This is a genomic window from Micromonospora sp. LZ34 (genome assembly GCF_052981855.1).
In genome coordinates, this window is the sequence record NZ_JBRIQN010000013.1 from 150,863 (window position 1) to 171,253 (window position 20,391).

Here is a 20,391-nt window from a genome sequence, read left to right on the forward strand (position 1 = left end):
GCCCCGCGCCCGGCTGCGGCCGTCGCGCACATTCGCCGCGGCGTCGTCCGGGTCAGCCCACCTTGGGCACCGCGCGGGAGATGATCGCGGCGAAGTCGACACCGCTGGGCAGGGTGCCGAACGCCTGCCCGTGGTCGCCGCCGAGCCGGGAGGCGCAGAAGGCGTCGGCGACGGCGGGGTGGCCGTGCCGCACCAGCAGCGAGCCCTGCAGCACCAGGGCGAGCCGTTCGACGACGCGGCGGGCCCGCAGTTCGAGGTCGTCGTGGTCGGACAGGTCGGCCCGCACCTGGCGGATCGCGGCGTCGAGCCGTGGATCGGCGCCGGCGGCGGCGCTCACCTCGGCCTGGAACGCCGCCATGACCTGGGGTTCCCTGGCCAGAGCGCGCAGCACGTCCAGCGCGGCGACGTTGCCGGAGCCCTCCCAGATCGAGTTCAGCGGGGACTCGCGGAACAGCCGCGGCATGCCGGACTCCTCGACGTAGCCGTTGCCGCCCAGGCATTCGAGGGACTCGGCGGCGTGCGCCGGCCAGCGCTTGCAGACCCAGTACTTGCCGACGGCGAGGGCGAGCCGTTTGAACGCGGTCTCGTCGGCGTCCCCGCGGGCGGACCGGTCGGTCGCGCCGGCGAGCCGCATCATCAGCACGGTGGCGGCCTCGGACTCGACCGCGAGGTCGGCGAGCACGTTGCGCATCAGCGGCTGGTCGGCGAGGTACCGGCCGAAGGCCTGCCGGTGGGTGGCGTGGTGGGCGGCGGTGAGCACGCCCTGGCGCATCCCGGCCGCCGCGCCGATGACGCAGTCGAGGCGGGTCAGGTTGACCATGTCGATGATGGTGCGCACGCCCCGGCCCTCGTCGCCGACGCGCCAGGCCACCGCGTGCTCGTACTCGACCTCGGCGGAGGCGTTGGACCGGTTGCCCAGCTTGTCCTTCAGGCGCATCAACCGCATCGGGTTGCGGGTGCCGTCGGGCAGGACGCGCGGGACGAGGAAGCAGGTGAGCCCGCCGGGCGCCTGGGCGAGGGTGAGGAAGATGTCGCACATCGGCGCGGAGGTGAACCACTTGTGCCCGAGGAGCCGGTAGGTGCCGTCCGGTTCGGGGCGGGCGGTGGTGGCGTTGGCGCGCACGTCCGAGCCGCCCTGCTTCTCCGTCATCGACATGCCGGCCAGCAGCCCCTGCTTGGCCAGCGGCGGGCGCAGCCCGAAGTCGTACGTCGTGGCGGTGAGCAGCGGCTCGTACCGCGCGGCCAGCTCCGGGCTGTGCCGCAGCGCCGGCACCGCCGCGTAGGTCATCGAGATCGGGCAGCCGTGCCCGGCGTCGGGGCGCCAGGTGTAGAACTTGGCCGCCCGGGCCACGTGCGCGCCCGGCCGGTCGTCCGCCCACGGCGCGGCGTGCAGCCCGTGCGCGACCGCGGTGCGCATCAGCTCGTGCCAGGCCGGGTGGAACTCCACCTCGTCGATCCGGTGGCCGTAGCGGTCGTGGGTGCGCAGCACGGGTGGATGCTCGTTCGCCAGCCGGCCGTGCTCGATCGCCTCCCCGGCGCCGCCGAGGCGGCCGAGTTCGTGCAGCTCGGCGGCGGCCCACCCGGCGCCCTCGCGGGCGAGCCCGTCGAGCAGTGCCGGGTCGTCCGCCGCGTCGTAGCCGACCAGCGGGGGAACCTGGTTGAGGACCTCGTGCGTCGTCACGGCGATACTCCAAGCGCGCGGTGGATGAACCTGATCAGGCTGGGGATGGTGTCCGGGCCGGCGACCCCGGCCGCCAGCGGACCGACCATGGCCTCGGCCAGGGCGCCGACCAGAGCGGTCGCGGTCAGCTCCGGGTCCTGCGGAGGGAGCTCACCGCTCGCCACGCCCGCCGCGACGTAACCGGCGATCAGGTCGGCGTACGCGCGGCGGAAGACGAGCCGCTCGGCGTCGACCGCCGGGTCGACCGGCTCGGCGAGGAGGGCGTACGCCAACCGCGGGGACTTCAGCGCGCGACCGGAGAAGGTCTCGACGACGGCGGAGACCTGCTCGGCGGCGGTGGTCTCCAGCGCGGCGGCGCGCGCGACCGCGTCCACCTCGCGCTGCGAGGCGGTGCGGAACACCTCGGCGAACAGGTCCGCCTTGGCGGGGAAGTGGCGGTAGACGGTGCCGGTGGCCACGCCGGCCCGCTCGGCGACGGCGGCCACCGAGCAGCCGGCGTACCCGGCTCCGGCCATGATCTCGAGCGCGGCGGTGATGATCCGCTCCCGCGACGCGCTCAGCCGAGCCTTGACCCGCTCGGTGCTCCGGTAGACCACGCAAGGATTGAACCACCGTTCAATCCTTGCCACAAGATGCCGGCCGGCTCGGCCCAAGCGGTCAGTGTGGACGGATGAGGCACATCCCGCCGGCGGCGGGCCGGTCCATCGCGACCAACGCGTCGGGCGCCTCGGCCAGGCCAATGGTCCGGGTGACCAGCTCGGCGGGGCGCAGCACGCCGGCGGTGACCAGCCGGAGCAGTTCGGGATAGGCGTGCGCGGGCATGCCGTGACTGCCCCGCAGCTCCAGCTCGTACGCGATCACCAGCTCCATCGGCAGGGCCGGCCGGCCCTGGGCGGCGGGGAGGAGCCCGACCTGCACGTGCCGTCCGCGCCGCCGCAGGCTCTCGATCGAGGCGGTGCAGGTGGCGTGGCTGCCCAACGCGTCGAGGGACAGGTGGGCGCCGCCGCCGGTCGCCCCCCGGACGGCCGCGGCCACCGCGCCGGGCCCGGTAAGGGCACCGCCGTCCAGGCAGACCGTCGCCCCGCAGCTGCGGGCCAGCTCGAGCGCGCCGGGAGCGATGTCGACCGCCACCACCCGCGCGCCGCACGCCGCCGCGATCATCACCGCGGAGAGCCCCACACCGCCGCACCCGTGCACCGCCACCCATTCGCCCGCGGCGACCCGTCCCTGGCCGACCACGGCCCGGAACGCCGTGGCGAACCGGCAGCCGAGCGCCGCCGCGGCCGGGTGGTCCAGCTCGTCGGGGAGCCGGACCAGGTTGACCTCGGCGTCCCGCACCGCCACGTACTCGGCGAACGAGCCCCAGTGGGTGAAGCCCGGCTGCGTCTGCCGCTCGCAGACCTGCTGGTCGCCGGCCAGGCAGGCCGGGCACCGACCGCAGGCGCAGACGAAGGGCGCGGTGACCCGATCGCCGGGCCGCCAGCCGCGTACGCCCGCGCCGACCGCCGTGACCACGCCGGCGAACTCGTGGCCGGGGACGTGTGGCGGGCGGATGTCCGGGTCGTGTCCCTGCCAGCCGTGCCAGTCGCTGCGACACAACCCGGTCGCCTCGACCCGGATGACCGCGCCCCCGGGCGGTGGCGCCGGGTCCGGCACGTCGCGGACCTCGGGTCGGGCACCGAACTCGTCGAAGATCACCGCACGCATGCGCCGCATCCTCACATGCCGCGCACCCGCCGGCATCCCACCCCCCGCGCGGGCCGGCACGCTAGGGTCGGTCGGTCTCCCGCCGCGCGACCCTGCGCCACCACGGAACCGCCAGGAACAGGACGGCCAGGACGAGGGCGGCGCCGAGACCGAGCGCCGCGGGCAACGACGACGACTCCCCGGCTTCACCGTCGCGCTCGCCCTTGACCGGAACGACGGGCCGGTCGTACTTCTTCTCCTCGGGCGTGACCAGGTGACCGACGGACGCACCGCGAGGAAGGTCGAAACCCCAGTTGAGCAGGACGGAAGCTTCTCCCAGGCTGCCCAGTGGAGCGGTCTCCGCACCGAGCAGGGTGACCGCGAGCCGCCGACCGTCGCGTTCGGCCACGCCGACGTACGTCTGCCGCGCCAGGTCGGTGAAGCCCGTCTTTCCACCGACCGTCCCGGGGTATTTCCCGAGCAGCGTGTTGTCGTGCACGATCGCGAAGCCGGGGTTGGTCGGCTGCGCCGGTATCTGCGCCACCGTGGTGGCGATGTACCGGCAGAAGTCCTCGCGGGCGAAGGCGGCTCGGGCGATCAGCGCCAGGTCGTACGCGCTGGTGTACTGACCGGGCCCGTCCAGGCCCGAGGGCGTCACCGCGTGCGTCTGGTGCGCGCGCAGCCGGCGCGCCTCGTCGTTCATCGCCTGCACGCCGCCCGGCCGGCCGGCGCTGCCGCCGCCGAGGCGCGCGAGCACGTTGGCCGCGTCGTTGCCCGACTTGAGCAGCAGTCCCAGCCACAGGCTCTCGACCGAGTACCGGCCGCCCGCGATGACCCCCATCAGCGAACTCTCCGGATCGAGATCGCGCAGATCCGCCCGGGTCACCTCGACCATCTGGGCCGGATCGAGGCGCGGCATCAGGGCCGCCGCCAGCAGCAGCTTCTGCACGCTGGCCGGCGTCCGGCGCTCGTGCGGACCGCAGCCACCCAGGACCGCACCGCTGTCGAGGTCCGCCACGAGCCACGAGGTGGCGGTCACCGCCGGCGCCTTCGGCGCGCCCGGCGGCACGGCCAGCCCCGCCGTCGCCAGCGATTGCCCGCCGACCGCCCGCTCGGCGGGACCGACCGGTGGCGGCGACGGCGCGGCGGGCGGCGGCGCCGGCGGCTTCACCGTCGGGCACGGCACGTACGGGGCGGCCTCGGCCCGGGTCGGTGGCGCGACCGCGACGCCGGGCAGGACCAGGAGGGCGCCGAGCGCCGCTGCGGTAACCGAAGAGATGGTCACGTTAACGTACGGTAATCGTCGGCCCGGCCGCCGAGTTCCGATTGGCGAAAGCGCTGCGACGGCGGCGCTGCTGATCCCTGTTCGCCATGTTCCGTCGCTGCCGCGGGCTTGCACCCTGGTGGGCTGAACTGCGCCGAATCGTCCGCGAAGGCCCATTGCTTTCCGTCTGCGACGCACCGTCCGAAGCGTCGGCTTCGCCCGCTGACCGCCGGTGTCCGGTGTGCCGACTCAGTCCCGCCGGGCGTGCTCCGGCAGGTGGCGGGCGACCTGGGCCGGGGAGGGCATCCGGCTGATCTCCTCGGCGATCGCGCGCGCCGCGTCACGGTGACCGGCTCGTCCGCTCTGCGGCAACAGCCGGCGGGCCTGCTCGGCGATCGCGTCCGCGCTCAGTTCGGCGGGCAGCAGGCGCAACGCCGCCCCGGCGGCGGTCAGCGCGTCGGCGTTGGTGAACTGGTCGGCTCCCTGGGGCAGGATCAGCTGCGGAGCGCCGACGGTGAGCGCCCCGAGGGTGGTGCCGCTGCCGCCGTGGTGCACCACCACGTCGACGTGCGGCAGCAGCTCCGCCTGCGGCACCCAGGGCTGCACGGTGACGTTGCGCGGCAGGTCACCGAGCTGTTCCGGGGGCACCCGGCCGGCGGCGACCACCACCCGCGCGCCCAGCGTCGCCAACCCCGAGACGGCCGTCCTGAGCAGCTCCGCGGTGCCGAACGCGGTACCGAGCGTCAGGTAGATCAGCGGCCGGGAGGTGAGCTGGCTGTCCCCGGTGGACGGTGTGGCCGGTGCGGAGTAGGGCACCGGCCGCACCTCGATCCGCTCCGCGGTGGCGAGAAAGTCCCGGTCCTGCAGGGACGGGGGACAGATGTCCAGGTGCGGCCGTCCGGCGGTCTCGGGGTCCTTCCCGGGCGGCTCGAGGCCGATCCCGTCCGGGAAGATGCGGCCGAATCCGTGCCAGATGCTCGGAATACCGGCGCGGTGCGCGGCGACGGCGGCCCCCGGCACGCCCCACCCGTGGATGACCAGGTCGGGCCGCAGCCGCGCCAGCTCCGGTTCGAGGTCCTCGGCGTACAGCTCGTAGAACGCGTCCGCGGGACGGAACGGTCGCAGCCCGTTCGCGGCCAGCGGTGCGTGCACCGCCTCGCCGGCGGCGAAGTGCACCTCGTGTCCGGCCTCCCGGACGGCGACCGCGAGCGGGACCAGCGGATAGGTGTGGCCGACCGAGGCGAGGCTGGCGAACAGCACGCGCATGCCGACGAACCCTACTCCCGACCGCCCGGCAGGACGGCGTTGTCACGGCGTGACGGTCGTCCGACCGCCACCGCTGCCCCGGTCGTCGAGCACGAGCGGGGCGCGGCCGCCCACCGCGTAACGGATGTGGGTGACCTGCGGAGTCGGGATGACCCGGGTCGGCGTCAGCTCGACCGCCTCCTTGTCGCCCAGGTCGAGGTCCGCGTCGAACAGCCGCAGACCCGTGCCGAGCACGACCGGCACGACGTGCAGCTCCAACTCGTCGAGCAGCCCGGCCTTGAGCACCTGCCGCACCAGGCCGCCGCCGCCGGCCACGGCGACGTCCTTGCCACCGGCCGCGGCCCGTGCCTGCTCGACCGCGCTGGCCACGCCGTCGGTGACATAGGTGAAGCTGGTGCCACCCTTGCGCATCAGCGGCTGGCGGGCGCGGTGCGTGACGACGAAGACCGGCGCGCGGAACGGCGGTTCCTCGCCCCACGGCACCTCACCCCCGTCGGCCATCCGCCGCCCCATCACGTACGCCCCGGCCGCCGCGAACGACTCGGCGATCACGTCGGAGTTCGTGTCCCGCTCGCCGCCGGCGAAGCCCTGCCGTTCGCGCCAGGCCATCGCGTCGGTCACCCACCGGGTCACCCGGAAGAACCCCGCGCTCTCGGCCGACGTCATCCAGTCGCCGTCGCCGGTGTGCCGCGGCCCGGCGTAGAACCCGTCCACCGACACCGACAGCTGGGCGGTCACCTTCGTCATCTCGCCACGGTCCTCTCGATCGTCGACACCCGCTCCGGGCGCCTGCTCGCTGACAGGTCGGAGCCGACCGGGAGACCCCGACAGCGCGACCGCGTGACGGCGGTCACACCTGGACGGAAGGGCGGCCGAGCCGAGGGTCCGCCAGGGCCGAGGAGCGCAATTTCCGGCGCTCATCGAGCAATCCTCAGGTCGATCATGACCGCGGGCCCGACCCAGACTGGGGAGCGCGCCGGGGCCGGCGCCACGCGCCTCGACGGTGCCGGACGTGCCGTCCGCCGTCCGGCGTACCGACCGCCGTGTCAACGCCCGCCCACCGAGCCACCCCGGCGGGCCGATGTGAGTTGGAGTGCCGATGTTTGCCGCTGTAGCAACCGGGGTGGACGCCCCGCTGTCTCTTGTCGAGCGTGACGTGCCCACACCCGGACCGGGCGAGGTGCTCGTCCGGATCACCGCGTGCGGCGTCTGCTTCACCGACCTCAACCTGCTCCGCGGACACTTCCCGTTCGCCCGGTTCCCGGTGGTGCCCGGCCACGAGGTCACCGGGATCGTCGAGGCCGCCGGGTCGGGGGTCACCTGGCCGGCGGTGGGGACCGCGGTCGGCGCGCAGTTCCTGTACGACTCGTGCGGGCACTGTGACCACTGCGTGCGCGGCGAGCAGATCCTCTGCCCGAGCAAGCGGATCACCGGCATCGTCGCCGACGGCGGCTACGCGGAGTACGCGGTGTTCAAGGCGGGGTTCGTCACCCCGCTGCCGGCGGGGCTGAACCCGGTCGCGGCCGCCCCGCTGATGTGCGCCGGGATCACCGCGTTCAACGGGCTGCGGCAGGGTGGCGTCCGGGCCGGCAGTCGCGTCGCGGTCATCGGGTCCGGTGGGATCGGCGCGCTGGCGATCCGGTACGCCGTCGCGATGGGCGCCCGGGTCGCCGTCATCGGACAGTCGCGCAGGTCCGAGGAGCACGCGCGGGCGCTCGGTGCGGAGCGGTACGTGTCCACCGACGAGACCGATCCGGCCGCGGCGCTCAAGAGGTGGGACGGCGGCGCCGACGTCGTCCTCAACGCGGCCCCGTCGACGGCGGCCGCGGCGGCGGCGTTCGGTGGGCTCGCCCCGGACGGCACGCTGGTGCTCTGCGGGTACGACAACAGCCCGCTGCTCCTGCCGACCCAGCCCATGGTGCTCAACCGGCTGCGCGTCATGGCCAACCCGTCCGGCTCCCCGCACGACCTGCGCGACACGCTCGCCTTCTCGGCGGCCCACGCGATCGTTCCCGACGTCACCCCGATCCCGCTCGGCGACGCTCCCAAGGCCCTGGAAGCGATGGCCGCCGGGGGCAGCGCCGGTCGCCGGGTCATCGCCTTCTGAGTGGAGTGGAGAACATGTCCGTCATCCTGGTCACCGGCGCGTCCAGCGGCTTCGGTGCGCTCACCGCCCGGGCCCTGGCCGACGCCGGCCACACCGTCTACGCCAGCATGCGCGCCACCACCGGGCGCAACGCCCCGGCCGTCGCCGAGGCCGCCGCGTTCGCCGAGGCCAACGCGGTGGACCTGCGCACGATCGAACTCGACGTGCAGTCGCAGGAGTCGGCCGACGCCGCCGTCGCGGCGATCCTCGCCGCGCACGGAACCCTCGACGTGCTGATCCACAACGCCGGCCACATGGTCACCGGCCCCACCGAGGCGTTCACCCCGGAGGAGATCGCCCACGTCTACGACGTCAACGTGCTGGGTACCCAGCGGGTCAACCGGGCGGCACTGCCGCACCTGCGCGCCCAGGGCCGTGGCCTGCTGCTCTGGATCGGAAGCAGCAGCACCCGCGGCGGCACCCCGCCCTACCTCGCGCCGTACTTCGCGGCGAAGGCCGGCATGGACGCCCTCGCGGTCAGCTACGCCGCGGAGCTGGCGCGGTTCGGCATCGAGACCACCATCGTCGTACCGGGAGCATTCACCCACGGCACGAACCACTTCGCGCACAGCGGGCGCCCCGCGGACGTCGACACGGTGAAGGCGTACGAGGAGCGCTACAGCGGGCTGATGGAGCAGGTGTCGCAGCGGTTGGCCGCCCTGGCCCCGGCCGACGCCGACGTCGGGGAGGTGGCCGCCGCGGTGGTGCGGGTGGTCGGCACCCCGCACGGCAAGCGTCCGTTCCGGGTCCACGTCGACCCGGCGGACGACGGCGCCGAGGTGGTCAGCGCGGTCGCCGACCGGATCCGCGTCGAGTTCCTCACCCGCGTCGGTCTCGACGACCTCCTGCACCCGCACGCCTGACGCGAGCGCGGCTGACCGTCGGGTGCGCGGGCGAACCGCCGCGCTTCCCGCCGGTCAGCCGGGCCCGGTGCGGTCGGTCCGGAACCGGGACGGCGAGCGTCCGTACGCGCGGCGGAACGCCGCCGCGAACTGGCCGGGACTGCGGTAGCCGCAGGCGAGGGCGATCTGCAGCACGGTCTGGTCGGTGTCCCGGAGCAGGCCGGCCGCGTGCCGCATCCGCAGCCGGGTGAGGTAGCGGTGCGGCGTGAAGCCGGTCTCCCGGGCGAACATGCGCAGGAAGTGGTACTTGCTGACGTTCGCCTGCGCGGCGAGGTCGTCGAGGCTGATCTCGTGCCGCAGGTGTTCGTGCATGTACTCGGTGACGCGGCGCAGCCGCACCGCCCCGAGCCGCGCCGGCCGGACGGCGTCGGCCGGTGACTCCAACGCTCCCCGGTACAGCAGGTGGGTGGCGAGCATCTGCGCCAACGAGTCGGCGTACAGCGGCGGCGCCTGCTGGCGCAGGGCCTTCAGCACCATGGTTCCGGCCGCCGACACCAGCGGGTCGTCCAGTGACAGCGCGTCCGGGAACGCGGGGTACCCGGACCGGACCTGGCTGCCACCGAGCCCGCGCCCCGTCTCCGCCAGCAGGCCCGCGTCCAGGTGCACATGCAGCGACTCCATCGGTTGCCCGGAGGTCGACCGCCAGCGGAGCACACTCGCGTTGCCCGGCGCGGTGACGCCGACGGAGCCGGGGTGGTAGGCCGCGCGCCGCCAGCGACCGCCCCGGCGACTCTCGATCAGGTAGGTCCCACTGGTCACCAGCACGAACAGCAGGTCGGGCGACTGGGCGGTGCGGAACTCCTCGGCCTGCGCCGGGTCCCGGTAGCTGCGGGCCAGCAGGCCGCGCCAACCCAGCTCGCTACTGCACAGTAACCGCTGCGAGGGTAGGGCGTGCTCGGCCGCCCGGCTGCGGGCGAACGGCTCGTCCCGCTGCCCGGCGCCCTCCTGGCGAGCGGCGGGGATCAACGGTCCCGGGCCGGTCGGCGGGCGGTTCTGGGGTACGTGTGCGTCATCTGTCTGCTTCGGTCCGGGGTGTCGGCGCCGGGGCGGCGTCTCCGCAGCTCAGCGCCGATTGCGGCGTCAAACCTACCAGCTCACTGGGAAAAGCCCGGTTCGGCGGCGCTCGGCGGGCAGGGCGAACGGCGGGGTGCACGGGTCGAGGGGAACGGCGGGATCCAGGGTCGCTACGCGGCGACGGACGGGTCCCGCCGCTCGGTGCGGGGCACCGCACCGGTGGTCTCCAGGATGAGCGCGGCGACCAGGTCCGGGTCGTCGCTCATCGGCACGTGCCCGCAGCCGGGCAGGGTCACCACCCGGGCCGCCGGCAGCCCGGCCCGGGCGCGCTCGGCCTGGTGGACGCCGAAGATCCGGTCGCAGTCGCCCCAGCCGATGGTCACCGGCACCGTCGTCGCGGCCAGCCGGGCACCGTCGAAGCGGTAGCCGCGGGCGGCCCGGGCCACGGTGCGGAAGCCGACCGCCCGCCGCAGCGCGAGCGCGTCGCCCAGCGCGCGGTCGAAGTCCAGCAGCCGCGGCCGCGCCACCAGCGGCGCGAAGCACATCGCCCGCAGGTACGCCGAGCGCAGCGCGAGCCGCATGATCGGGGTGGGCAGGTACGAGTTGGCCCGCAACAGCGTGAGGATGGCCAGGGCCCGCCGCCGCTCGGCCGGGGTGAAGAAACCGGCGGGGGAGAGGGCGGTGGCCGAGGCGACCGCCCCGGCGGCGGCGAGTTCCAGGCTGATCGCCCCGCCCAGGCTGTAGCCGGCCACGTGCGGACGCTCCAGTCCCCACCCGGCCAACACCGGCAGGATCGCGGCGACGGTGCCGGCCATGTCGGCGGGCAGGCCGGCGTCGGGCACCGGTGAGTCGCCGAAACCGGGCAGGTCGAGCGCGATCACCTCGTGGTGCGCGGCGAGCCGGTCGAAGACCGGTTCCCACGCCTGGTGGCGGTGGCCGATGCCGTGGACGAGCACGAGCGGCGCACCGCTGCCCGCCCGCCGGAAGTGGACCTTCATGGCTTCCCTCCCACCGAGGTCCGGCCGAAGGAGCGCCCGAGCCGGCGCACCTCGTCCTCCATCTGGTCGACCAGGGTGCGGCCGCCCAGCCGGGTGACCAGCGCGTCCGTGAGGCCGCTCAACACGACCGGTCGCAGCGCCTGTACCACGGCGAGCGAGCGCGGCACGTAGACCTTGCGCCGGCGGCGCTCGATGCCCCTCATCAGGGCGAGGGCGCACTGCTCGACGGGCACCACCGTGGACAGCGGCCGCGGCAGCCGGCGCAGCGTGGCGCGGAACGACGCCAGATCGTCGCGGATGTCCCTCACCAGATCGGTGTCGATCCAGATCGGGTGCGCGGTGCCGACGGTGACACCCTGCCGGCGGGTCTCCAGCCGCAGCACGTTGGCGAACTGCTCGACGCCCGCCTTGGACGCGCAGTAGGCGGCCATCCCGGGCATCGCCGTGAAGGCCGCGGCGGACGAGACGATCAGGACGTGGCCGCGGGCGGCGGTGACGTGGGGCAGCGCCGCGCTGACCGTCCGGATCGCGCCGCAGAGGTTCACCTCGACGGTACGGACCAGGGCGTCGACCGGTCCCAGCGCGACGGTGCCGAGGTTGGCGATGCCGGCGTTGGCGACCACCACGTCGACGCCGCCGAACCGATCCACCGTGGACGCCACGGCCGCGTCGAGCGCGGCCTGGTCGGTGACGTCGCACTCGTACCAGTGCGCGTCGAGGTCGGCGGCGAGCTGTTTCAGCAGGTCGGGTTCCAGTCCGACGAGCGCGACCCGGGCACCCCGGGCGGCCGCGCAGCGGGCCAGCTCGGCCCCGATGCCGCGCGCCGCGCCGGTGACCAGGATCGTCCTGCCCGCGAGGTCATACCGCATCGGCGCGCTCCGGTTCCGGGTCGGCGCGGCCGGGCAGCGCGCACGGCCATGGGGGACCGCCCACGCCGGTGATCCGTACGCCGCCCCACGGGTCGACCTCGGCCAGCCGGGCCGGGCTGGGCCGGTCGGCGATACGCAGCTCGACGTCGCGCCGGCCGGACCGGACCAGCCGGGCCAGCTCCGGCGCGGGTTCGATCCGCCCACCCCAGTGGTAGCGGCCGTCGACCGGCTCCCACCGCCCGCTCAGGTGCACCCGGACCGGCACGCCCGCGACGTGCGCCGGGCCGTGGTAGCTCACGGCCTGACCCGTTCGTGCGCGCGGGTGAGCTCGCGCGGCAGGTCGGCGCTGCGCCGCACTCCCTCGATGCCGCTCCACAGCAGTGTGGTCAGGTAGTCGGTGAGGGCCGCCCGGCGGATCGGCTGCCCGTTCGTGGTCCACCAGTCACCGACCGCCTGCACGAACCCGACCAGGCCGTACGCCCAGGGCTCCGCCGGACCGGCGTCGAGGCCCAGCGCGCGCAGCCGGTCGCCGATCACCCGGGCCAGCCCGGCCGCCACCTGCCGGCTGGTGCCGGCGACCACCTGGTGGATGCCCGGGTGGCTCGACTGGTGCATCAGGAAGCGGTAGAGCGTCGGCTCCGACTCGATCACCCCGAGGTACGCGTCGATGGTCGCCTCGACCAGCCCGCGTTCCTCGCGGACCTGCTCGATCGCCGGCGCGATCGCGTCGACCACCCGCGCGGCCACCACCTCGCTGACGGCGAGCCAGAGCTGCGACTTGTCGGCGAAGTAGCGGTAGAGGACCGGCTTGCTCACCCCGGCTGTGGCGGCCACCTGGTCCATGTCGACCTCCGGCCCGTGCCGCAGCAACGCCTGCACGGCCGCCCCGATGAGTTCCTGCCGGCGCTGTTCCCGGTGGTCGGCCCAGCGGTCCCGGCGGCCGTTCGCCCGGGTCGCGGGCGCACCGCCGGAGGGCTCGGATCCATTGACATCCGTCAGGGGCGATTGCATGCTACTACTCGTAACAGTTACCGGGCGTCACGTCAATATGGAGGCGTCATGGAGACGACACCGGCTCGGCCGGAGCGCGAGGAGGTCGCCGCGCGACTGCTCACCTCCTCGCTGCGGACCAGCTACGACCCGACCGTCGAGATCGACTGGGACGCGCCACCGGTGCCCGGCGCCTACTGGCTCCCGCCGCACCGCAGCAGCCTCTGCGGCACCCCGCTGTGGGACCGGCTCGGCGAGGAGCAGCGCGTCGAGCTCACCAAGCACGAGGTGGCCAGCGCGGCCAGCGCCGGGGTGTGGTTCGAGACGATCCTCATGCAGATGCTGATCCGGCACTACTACGACGCCGACCCGACCAGCCGGCACGCCCAGTACGCGCTGACCGAGGTCGCCGACGAGTGCCGGCACTCCATCATGTTCGGCCGGCTCATCGAGGCGATGGGCTGCCCGGTCTACCGGGCGAGCCCGGTCGACCACGCGCTCGGGCGCTTCCTCAAGGCCACCGCCAGCGGGCCGCGGATGTTCGCCGCGATCCTCATCGCGGAGGAGATCCTCGACGCGTTCCAGCGGGAGATCATGGCCGACGAGTCGCTGCAACCGCTGATCCGGATGGTGTCGCGGATCCACGTGGTCGAGGAGGCGCGGCACGTGCGGTTCGCCCGCGCGGAGCTCAGCCGCCAGGTCGAGGCCGCCGGGCCGCTGGGCCTGTCGTACGCCCGGCTGCTGATCGGCCGCGCCGCCTGCGCGATCGCCGACCGCCTGGTCCATCCCGACGCGTACGCCGCGGTCGGCATCCCGCCCGCGGCCGGCCGCGCCGCCGCCCGGGCCAACCCGCACTGGCGCGCCACCCTGCGCTGGTCGGCGGCGAAGGTCTACGACCACCTGGCGGGCCTCGGGCTGGTGGCCGGGCCGGGACGGCTGCTCTGGACGCGCGCCGGCCTCATCTGACCGGGCCCGGCGCGACGGATGCTGCCCAAGTCGGGCAGGCGTCAGGTGCCGCTGACCCTCGGTCGCTGGTGGTCGGTGAGCCGCAGTCCGACCCCGCGGACCGTGTCGATGGTGACCCCGGTGCCCAGGTCGGTGAGCTTGCGTCGCAGCCGCTTCACCACCGACTGCACGTCCGCCTTGCGCCGCAACCCCTCGTCCCGCCAGACCGACCGGTGCAGCTCCGCGTAGCTCCAGACCCGCACCGGCTCGGTGGTCAGGCAGACCAGCAGGTCGTGCTCGAGCCGGGTCAGGCCGACTTCCCGGTCGCGGCAGCGGGCGGTGGACCGGGCGGAGTCGATCAGCAGGGTGCTGTCGGCCACCTCGGGCGCGGCGGTGGGCGCCGGGGCGGACGACCGTTCGCGGAGCTGCTGCGGGGCGGAGATCAGCCGGCGCAGCTCGTCGAGGTCGGCGACGAGCAGCAGGGGCGCGATGCCGTCGAGGCGCTCGGCGAGCCGGATCCGTTCGGCCGCCGACGGCGTCACGGCGATCAGCAGCGGGAACAGTTCGTCCGCCGGATCGGACCCGCCCGGCACCGTGCTCTCGTCGTCCTCGGCCACCGCACCCGCCCGGAAACGATGGGCAGCGACTGCCCAGCTTCATCGTCTTGTGACAATATTCGGCAACGTTGCCACCAGTCAGCAAACGGTTAGTGACAAGTTGCTCACGGCAAGTTCTTGATCGTCCTTTCTGCTAGATCATAGTGTCCAGTCGGGCAGCCGGCGTGACCCGCGCGGCGCCTGGGGGGCATGGAGGGGTTCGTAGGTTCCGCTTTTCATCCACAGGGGACACGACCCCCTGCACCCTCCGCCAGGGCTCACCCCACTCCGGGTCGTTCTGAAGGAGGCAGCACCGATGTTCAGACGTCCACACAGGAGGCGCACAGCCAGATCGCTGGTGAGCGCCGCCGCGGCGATGGTTCTCGCCGCGGCAGGTTTGGCCACGACCGGCACCGGCGCGCAGGCGGCGCTGGCCGGGGCGGCAGCAGGTGCGGCCTCACCGTCGGACAAGATCCGACCCGATCTCGCCCAGCAGCTCGAAGGCAAGACCGAGAGCGACTTCTGGATCCGCTTCACGGACCGGGCGGACCTCAGCCAGGCCCGCGCCATCAAGGACTGGGCCGAGCGGGGCACCGCGGTGGCGGAGGCGCTGAAGAAGACCGCCGCCGAGAGCCAGGCCAAGATCCGGGCCGAGCTCGACGGCGCCGGCGCCAAGTACCAGACGTTCTGGGCGACCAACGCCATCAGGGTCAGCGGCGGCTCGCTGGCGATGGCGCAGAACATCGCCGCCCACGCCGAGGTGGAGGGCCTGTACGCCCCGGTCGTCTACCAGGTGCCCGAGACCACCAAGGGCACCGACGAGAAGACCGTGAACGCCCTCGAGTGGGGCATCGCGAACATCAACGCCGACGACGTCTGGTCCCAGTACGGCGTCAAGGGCGAGGGCATCACCATCGCCAACATCGACACCGGCGTCCAGTTCGACCACCCGGCGCTGGTGAACTCCTACCGCGGCAACAACGGCGACGGCACGTTCGACCACAACTACAACTGGTTCAACGCCGCCGGGACCTGCGCCACCCCGTGTGACGGCGACGGTCACGGCACCCACACGATGGGCACCATGGCCGGCTCCGACGGGACGAACCAGATCGGCGTCGCACCCGAGGTCAAGTGGATCGCGGCGAACGGCTGCTGCCCCAGCGACGCCGCGCTGGTCAACTCCGGGCAGTGGATGCTCGAGCCGACGGACCTCAACGGGCAGAACCCGGACGCCAGCAAGCGGCCGAACATCATCAACAACTCGTGGGGAACCCGGCTGCCCTCCAACGACCCGTTCATGGAGGACGTGACGCTGGCCTGGGCGGAGTCGGGCATCTTCGGCGTCTTCTCCAACGGCAACAGCGGACCGGCCTGCCAGACCAGCGGCTCGCCGGGCAGCCTGGCCAGCAACTACTCCTCCGGCGCGTACGACGTCAACAACAACATCGCCAGCTTCTCGGCCCGGGGTCCTGGGCAGAACGGCCAGATCAAGCCCAACATCTCGGCACCCGGGGTGAACGTCCGGTCCAGCATTCCGGGCAACGGCTACGGCGCCATCAGCGGCACCTCCATGGCCGCCCCGCACCTCGCGGGAGCGATCGCGCTGCTCTGGTCGGCGGCGCCGGCGCTGGCCGGTGAGGTCGACGCGACCCGCGCCCTGCTCGACAACACGGCGATCGACAAGGAAGACGCCCAGTGCGGCGGCACCGCCGACGACAACAACGTGTTCGGCGAGGGCCGGCTGGACGCCCTCGCGCTGCTCAACGGCGCCCCGATCGGCGACACCGGCACCCTGGCCGGCACGGTCACCGACGCGGCCACCGGCGCCCCGATCGCGGACGCCACGGTGACCGTGACCGGGCCGGCGTCCCGGCAGCTGACCACCGGGGCCGACGGGACGTACTCGTCGCTCCTCCCGGTCGGCGACTACCAGGTCGCCGTCGCCGCGTTCGGCTACCAGTCCAGGACGGTGCCGGCGACGGTGACCAAGGACGCGACCACGACGGCCAACGTCGCGCTGACGGCGGTGCCGAGCGTCACCGTCAGCGGGGCGGTCACCGACGGCTCCGGACACGGCTGGCCCCTCTACGCGAAGGTGAGCGTCGTGGGCACGTCGGGGGTCTCCGACTACACCGCGCCCACCAACGGCCGCTACAGCCTCACGCTGCCGTCCGGGGCGACGTACACCCTGAAGGTCGAGCCGCAGTACCCCGGCTACCAGACGGTGACCAGGGAGGTCGTCGTCGGCGCGGGCAACGTCACCGCCAACATCGCCGTGCCGGTGCAGACGAACGCCTGCACCACCGCGCCCGGTTACACGTTCGGCTCCGACGGCGTGTACGAGACCTTCGACGGCAGCACCGCGCCGGCCGGCTGGACCGTGGTCGACCACGCGGGCACCGGTCAGGTGTGGAAGTTCACCGACGACGGCAACCGCGGCAACCTGACCGGCGGCACCGGCAACTTCGCAATCATCGACAGCGACGAGTACGGCTCCGGCGGACGGCAGGACACGTCCCTGGTCAGCCCGGTCGTCGACCTGACCGACGTCGCGGCCCCGGTGATCCGGTTCAACCAGGACTTCAACTGGTTGGGTCCGGACCGCGCCGACGTCGACCTCAGCGTCGACGGCGGTGCCACCTGGACGAACGTGCTCCGGCAGGCGGCCGACGTACGCGGACCGCGGGTGACCGAGATCCCGATCCCGCAGGCCGCCGGGCAGGCGCAGGTCCAGGTCCGCTTCCACTACTACGACGCCTCCTTCGAGTGGTGGTGGGAGGTCGACAACGTCCTGATCGGCAGCCAGGTCATCTGCCGGCCGACCAACGGCGGCCTGGTGCTCGGCCACGTCCGGGACGCCAACGACAGCGGCTACGTCAACGGCGCCACCGTCACCAGCAAGGACCGGCCAGCGGAGAAGGCCACCACCGTGGCCACCCCGGACGACACCGAGTTGGCGGACGGCTTCTACTGGCTCTTCTCCTCGCTGACCGGGCCGCACCCGTTCACCGCGACGGCCGGGAACTACGTCAGCCAGACCGAGACCGTGGACGTCCAGGCCGACTGGGCGACCGCGGCGAACTTCCGGCTCGCGGCCGGCCGGCTGTCGGTCCAGCCGGCCCAGGTGAGCGGAACGCTCCAGATGCCCACCGGCAAGCTCAGCAGGACGTTCACGGTGACCAACACCGGCGGGGCGCCGGTCGACGTCGAGTTCAGCGAGCGCGACGGCGGGTTCGAGCTCCTCCGGGCCGACGGGTCCCGGTTGACCACGCAGCAGGTGCTCGGGTCCGACGGCGCACCCGAGCAGCGGCTCGACGTCCCGACGTCGTTCGCCGCCACGGCGTCCGGCAAGTCCACCACGGCGACGTCCGCCGCGGTCGGCCCGCAGGCCGCGCCCTGGACGGACATCGCCGACTACCCGGCGAACGTGATGGACAACCGGGTGGTGAACCTGGACGGCAAGGTGTACTCGATCGCCGGCGGCAACGGGTCGGCGTCAACGACGAAGAACTTCGTCTACGACCCGGTCGCGCAGACCTGGGCGCCGATCGCCGACCTTCCCGAGGCCCGTAACGCCATGACGGTGGGCGTCGTGGGTGGGAAGATCATCGCGACCGGCGGTTGGGCCGCGGCCGGCCCGTCCGGCACCACCTGGTCGTACGACCCGGCGGCCAACGCCTGGACGAAGGTGGCCGACAACCCCGCGGCGCGCTCTGCGGCCGGGCAGGCGGTCGTCGACGGCAAGCTCTACGCCATCGGCGGCTGCACCACCTCGGCCTGCACGCCGATGTCGAACAGCGTGGTCCGGTACGACCCGGCCGGTGACAGTTGGGAGACGCTGCCCAACTACCCGAAGTCGGTGGCCTTCGCCTCCTGCGGCGGGATCGACGGCGTCGTCTACTGCACCGGTGGCAACGACGGGGCCGCGTCGCAGAAGGCCAGCTACGCCTTCGACCCGGGTGCCAACGCCTGGACCGCCATCGCCGACGCGCCGGCCGACAACTGGGCCAGCTCCTTCGCGGTGGCCAACGGCAGGCTCCTGGTCGTCGGTGGTTCGCAGGGTGGGGCCATCACCAACGCCGGCTTTGCCTACGACCCGGCCACCAGCTCGTGGTCGACTCTGCCGAACGCCAACACGCCGCGGTACCGCGGTGGCGCGGCGTGCGGCTTCTACAAGATCGGTGGGTCGTCCGGCAGCTTCACCGCGACCCCGGACAGCGAGGTGCTGCCCGGGTTCGAGGAGTGCGCCGAGGCGGCGGCCGACGTCAGCTGGATGACGATCGACAAGACGTCGGCCACGCTGGCGCCGGGCGAGAAGGTCACGGTCACCGTCGGGATGACGGCGAACGTGGACCAGCCGGGTACCTACACCGCCTCGGTCGCGATCAAGGAGAACACGCCGTACACGGTGCCGCCGGTGGCGGTGACGATGAACGTCAATCCTCCGAAGACCTGGGGCAAGCTGATGGGTACGGTCACCGGGACGAGCTGCCAGGGTATCAGCTCGCCGCTCTCCGGTGCGGTCGTCCAGGTCGACTCGTGGGCGATGTCGTGGACCTTCGCCACCGACGCCGAGGGCAAGTACGCCTACTGGCTGGACCGCCGGAACAACCCGATGACCATGATCGTCGCCAAGGACGACTGGAAGCCCCAGACGCGTCAGACGAGGGTCACCACCACCGCTCCCACCGTGGAGGACTTCGCACTGTCCCCGATCCGCTGCTGACCTGATCGTCAGCTGACAAGGTCCGGCCCGCCTGGTGACCCACCAGGCGGGCCGTTCCACGTCCGGCGGAGCCGAGCCGCGGCCGTCGGTGGTCAGACCGGAGCGAGTCGGAAGCCGACCCCGCGCACCGCGTGGATCGTCGCCGAGGCGTTCAGCCGGGCGAGCTTGCGCCGTACCCGCCGCACCACCGAGTGCATGTCGGAGCCGCGGCCGAGGTGCTCGTTGCCCCAGACCTTGCGGTGCAGCAGTTCGTAGGTCCAGACCTGCCCGGGCGAGCCGACCAGGCACAGCAGCAGGTCGTGCTCCAGCCGGGTCAGCTCGATCTCGCGGTCCAGCCAGCGCAGCACCCGTCGGTCGGAGTCGACGGTCAGGCCGGGCGGTGGTGGCGTGTCGGCATCCGTCCCGGCCCCGGCCGGCACCGCCCCGTCCGGTGGCGCCACCGTCGCCTCGCTCGGCGGCTCGACCACGTCGAGGAACCTCCTCGCCTGGTCGACGCTGGACACGATCAGGAACGCCTCCGACCCACCGAGCAGGTGCGCGAGCTGCCGGCGCTCGGCCGGCGAGGAAGCAATGCCGATCGCCAGGGACGCGACCCGGATCCCCCTCATCCCCCCACCTCTTCCCCCCACGATTTCGGGACGGTCACCGCGCGACGTCCGTCAATCATTTGAGACCCTAGTAAGGCCATGTATCAGTACGGTTAAAGACAGTTGTGCGAAGGCATCCATGAATGCGGTCGAGATTGTCACCGGTCGCCGTAAACGTTTTCATCATGGCTTGACCAAATTCACCGGATCGTCTGCTGCGGAGGGTCGGGCGGCGGCGAGGCGGCGCCGCGCACTCCGCCTGTCGTCGAGATGTCTCTTGGGCAGTGGGCTGTCGCTCCGCCCACCGCCTGACGAGTCCCGCCCGACGGCATAACGCCGAAGGATGGGAGACCGTTAAAATAGTAATGCAGCTCGATGTGCCGGAACAATGTCCAAGCTGCTCCGCGCGGGTGTCGGGCCGGGTTCACAATATCCGTTTCCGGGTCGAAAACCGCGCGACGGATTTCCGACACCGCATTGACGTCCTTCCAGCTGTCGGTGGCGGTCGGCCAACGGCTGACAGCGGCGCCGCGCGGTTCCGATTTCCGGCCCGACGCGGCCATCGGCGAGCCCGGGTGAACCGTTGCCACGGCGCGGTGAGCCGGCCGGCGGGCACCCGCGCGGGGCCGGTACTGCTCTAGTACGGCAGCCGCCAATTGCTAGCTGACCAGGGCGTAGTCCCGGTTCAGCCGTGTGCGTTGGTGGAACCAGCGTGCGC

At 73.1% G+C, this 20,391-nt stretch carries 17 protein-coding genes; 4 read left to right on the forward strand and 13 right to left on the reverse strand.

Features of this window, described 5'->3' with window-relative positions; translation table 11 throughout:
* Positions 1 to 52 precede the first annotated feature (52 nt).
* From ACVCAH_RS16860 to ACVCAH_RS16885, 6 genes are all read right to left on the reverse strand, one after another.
* Positions 53 to 1,681 carry an acyl-CoA dehydrogenase family protein gene (locus ACVCAH_RS16860; RefSeq protein ID WP_447137079.1) on the reverse strand — a complete coding sequence of 543 codons (1,629 nt, stop codon included), beginning with the start codon at positions 1,679 to 1,681 and terminating at the stop codon, positions 53 to 55.
* Complete coding sequence (locus ACVCAH_RS16865; protein WP_447137080.1) at positions 1,678 to 2,277, reverse strand: TetR/AcrR family transcriptional regulator; 600 nt, start codon at positions 2,275 to 2,277, stop codon at positions 1,678 to 1,680. Before ACVCAH_RS16865 ends, ACVCAH_RS16860 begins: the two co-directional genes overlap by 4 nt.
* Before the next feature lie 61 nt (positions 2,278 to 2,338).
* Complete coding sequence (locus ACVCAH_RS16870) at positions 2,339 to 3,388, reverse strand: zinc-dependent alcohol dehydrogenase family protein (RefSeq protein ID WP_447137081.1); 1,050 nt, start codon at positions 3,386 to 3,388, stop codon at positions 2,339 to 2,341.
* 61 nt (positions 3,389 to 3,449) lie between these two features.
* The gene (locus ACVCAH_RS16875) at positions 3,450 to 4,652 is read right to left on the reverse strand and encodes a D-alanyl-D-alanine carboxypeptidase family protein (RefSeq protein ID WP_447137082.1); all 1,203 of its coding nucleotides are present in this window, start codon (positions 4,650 to 4,652) and stop codon (positions 3,450 to 3,452) included.
* Positions 4,653 to 4,880: 228 nt separating this feature from the next.
* The gene (locus ACVCAH_RS16880) at positions 4,881 to 5,897 is read right to left on the reverse strand and encodes a glycosyltransferase (RefSeq protein WP_447137083.1); all 1,017 of its coding nucleotides are present in this window, start codon (positions 5,895 to 5,897) and stop codon (positions 4,881 to 4,883) included.
* 42 nt (positions 5,898 to 5,939) lie between these two features.
* The gene (locus ACVCAH_RS16885) at positions 5,940 to 6,644 is read right to left on the reverse strand and encodes a dihydrofolate reductase family protein (RefSeq protein WP_447137084.1); all 705 of its coding nucleotides are present in this window, start codon (positions 6,642 to 6,644) and stop codon (positions 5,940 to 5,942) included.
* 352 nt (positions 6,645 to 6,996) lie between these two features.
* On the opposite strand from ACVCAH_RS16885, the gene ACVCAH_RS16890 reads away from it, so the two are divergent.
* A complete protein-coding gene (locus ACVCAH_RS16890) occupies positions 6,997 to 8,004 on the forward strand; it encodes an alcohol dehydrogenase catalytic domain-containing protein (protein ID WP_447137085.1) in 1,008 nt (335 codons plus the stop codon).
* A 14-nt stretch (positions 8,005 to 8,018) separates the two neighbouring features.
* Positions 8,019 to 8,906 carry an SDR family NAD(P)-dependent oxidoreductase gene (locus ACVCAH_RS16895; protein WP_447137086.1) on the forward strand — a complete coding sequence of 296 codons (888 nt, stop codon included), beginning with the start codon at positions 8,019 to 8,021 and terminating at the stop codon, positions 8,904 to 8,906.
* Positions 8,907 to 8,960: 54 nt separating this feature from the next.
* Here ACVCAH_RS16895 and ACVCAH_RS16900 read toward each other — a convergent pair whose 3' ends face one another.
* The 5 genes from ACVCAH_RS16900 to ACVCAH_RS16920 all read right to left on the reverse strand — a co-directional run bounded on the left by ACVCAH_RS16900 (position 8,961) and on the right by ACVCAH_RS16920 (position 12,837).
* Positions 8,961 to 9,911 (reverse strand): helix-turn-helix domain-containing protein, encoded by a 951-nt coding sequence (locus ACVCAH_RS16900; RefSeq protein ID WP_447137087.1) that lies wholly within the window; start codon positions 9,909 to 9,911, stop codon positions 8,961 to 8,963.
* Positions 9,912 to 10,129: 218 nt separating this feature from the next.
* Positions 10,130 to 10,957 (reverse strand): alpha/beta fold hydrolase, encoded by an 828-nt coding sequence (locus ACVCAH_RS16905; RefSeq protein ID WP_447137088.1) that lies wholly within the window; start codon positions 10,955 to 10,957, stop codon positions 10,130 to 10,132.
* Positions 10,954 to 11,826 (reverse strand): SDR family oxidoreductase, encoded by an 873-nt coding sequence (locus tag ACVCAH_RS16910; RefSeq protein WP_447137089.1) that lies wholly within the window; start codon positions 11,824 to 11,826, stop codon positions 10,954 to 10,956. Before ACVCAH_RS16910 ends, ACVCAH_RS16905 begins: the two co-directional genes overlap by 4 nt.
* Complete coding sequence (locus ACVCAH_RS16915; RefSeq protein WP_447137090.1) at positions 11,816 to 12,124, reverse strand: DUF4873 domain-containing protein; 309 nt, start codon at positions 12,122 to 12,124, stop codon at positions 11,816 to 11,818. Before ACVCAH_RS16915 ends, ACVCAH_RS16910 begins: the two co-directional genes overlap by 11 nt.
* Positions 12,121 to 12,837 carry a TetR family transcriptional regulator gene (locus tag ACVCAH_RS16920; RefSeq protein ID WP_447137091.1) on the reverse strand — a complete coding sequence of 239 codons (717 nt, stop codon included), beginning with the start codon at positions 12,835 to 12,837 and terminating at the stop codon, positions 12,121 to 12,123. The genes ACVCAH_RS16915 and ACVCAH_RS16920 overlap by 4 nt, the downstream gene beginning before the upstream one ends.
* Before the next feature lie 48 nt (positions 12,838 to 12,885).
* On the opposite strand from ACVCAH_RS16920, the gene ACVCAH_RS16925 reads away from it, so the two are divergent.
* On the forward strand, positions 12,886 to 13,782 hold the full coding sequence (locus tag ACVCAH_RS16925) for an AurF N-oxygenase family protein (RefSeq protein ID WP_447137092.1): 897 nt from the start codon (positions 12,886 to 12,888) through the stop codon (positions 13,780 to 13,782).
* Positions 13,783 to 13,823: 41 nt separating this feature from the next.
* On the opposite strand, the gene ACVCAH_RS16930 is transcribed toward ACVCAH_RS16925, so the two are convergent.
* A complete protein-coding gene (locus tag ACVCAH_RS16930; RefSeq protein WP_447137093.1) occupies positions 13,824 to 14,378 on the reverse strand; it encodes a winged helix-turn-helix domain-containing protein in 555 nt (184 codons plus the stop codon).
* A 337-nt stretch (positions 14,379 to 14,715) separates the two neighbouring features.
* Between ACVCAH_RS16930 and ACVCAH_RS16935 the strand changes: the two genes are divergently transcribed.
* Positions 14,716 to 19,086, forward strand: coding sequence for a S8 family serine peptidase (locus ACVCAH_RS16935; protein WP_447137094.1), 4,371 nt, complete (start codon positions 14,716 to 14,718; stop codon positions 19,084 to 19,086).
* Positions 19,087 to 19,178: 92 nt separating this feature from the next.
* Here ACVCAH_RS16935 and ACVCAH_RS16940 read toward each other — a convergent pair whose 3' ends face one another.
* Positions 19,179 to 19,694, reverse strand: coding sequence for a winged helix-turn-helix domain-containing protein (locus tag ACVCAH_RS16940; protein WP_447137095.1), 516 nt, complete (start codon positions 19,692 to 19,694; stop codon positions 19,179 to 19,181).
* Between the last annotated feature and the right edge of the window lie 697 nt (positions 19,695 to 20,391).

Bases quoted from the DNA above. Each gene is read 5' to 3' on its own strand.
- ACVCAH_RS16870 (WP_447137081.1), bottom strand. From the start codon at position 3,388: ATGCGTGCGGTGATCTTCGACGAGTTCGGTGCCCGACCCGAGGTCCGC.
- ACVCAH_RS16880 (WP_447137083.1), bottom strand. From the start codon at position 5,897: ATGCGCGTGCTGTTCGCCAGCCTCGCCTCGGTCGGCCACACCTATCCG.
- ACVCAH_RS16885 (WP_447137084.1), bottom strand. From the start codon at position 6,644: ATGACGAAGGTGACCGCCCAGCTGTCGGTGTCGGTGGACGGGTTCTAC.
- ACVCAH_RS16890 (WP_447137085.1), top strand. From the start codon at position 6,997: ATGTTTGCCGCTGTAGCAACCGGGGTGGACGCCCCGCTGTCTCTTGTC.
- ACVCAH_RS16895 (WP_447137086.1), top strand. From the start codon at position 8,019: ATGTCCGTCATCCTGGTCACCGGCGCGTCCAGCGGCTTCGGTGCGCTC.
- ACVCAH_RS16905 (WP_447137088.1), bottom strand. From the start codon at position 10,957: ATGAAGGTCCACTTCCGGCGGGCGGGCAGCGGTGCGCCGCTCGTGCTC.
- ACVCAH_RS16910 (WP_447137089.1), bottom strand. From the start codon at position 11,826: ATGCGGTATGACCTCGCGGGCAGGACGATCCTGGTCACCGGCGCGGCG.
- ACVCAH_RS16920 (WP_447137091.1), bottom strand. From the start codon at position 12,837: ATGCAATCGCCCCTGACGGATGTCAATGGATCCGAGCCCTCCGGCGGT.
- ACVCAH_RS16925 (WP_447137092.1), top strand. From the start codon at position 12,886: ATGGAGACGACACCGGCTCGGCCGGAGCGCGAGGAGGTCGCCGCGCGA.
- ACVCAH_RS16940 (WP_447137095.1), bottom strand. From the start codon at position 19,694: ATGAGGGGGATCCGGGTCGCGTCCCTGGCGATCGGCATTGCTTCCTCG.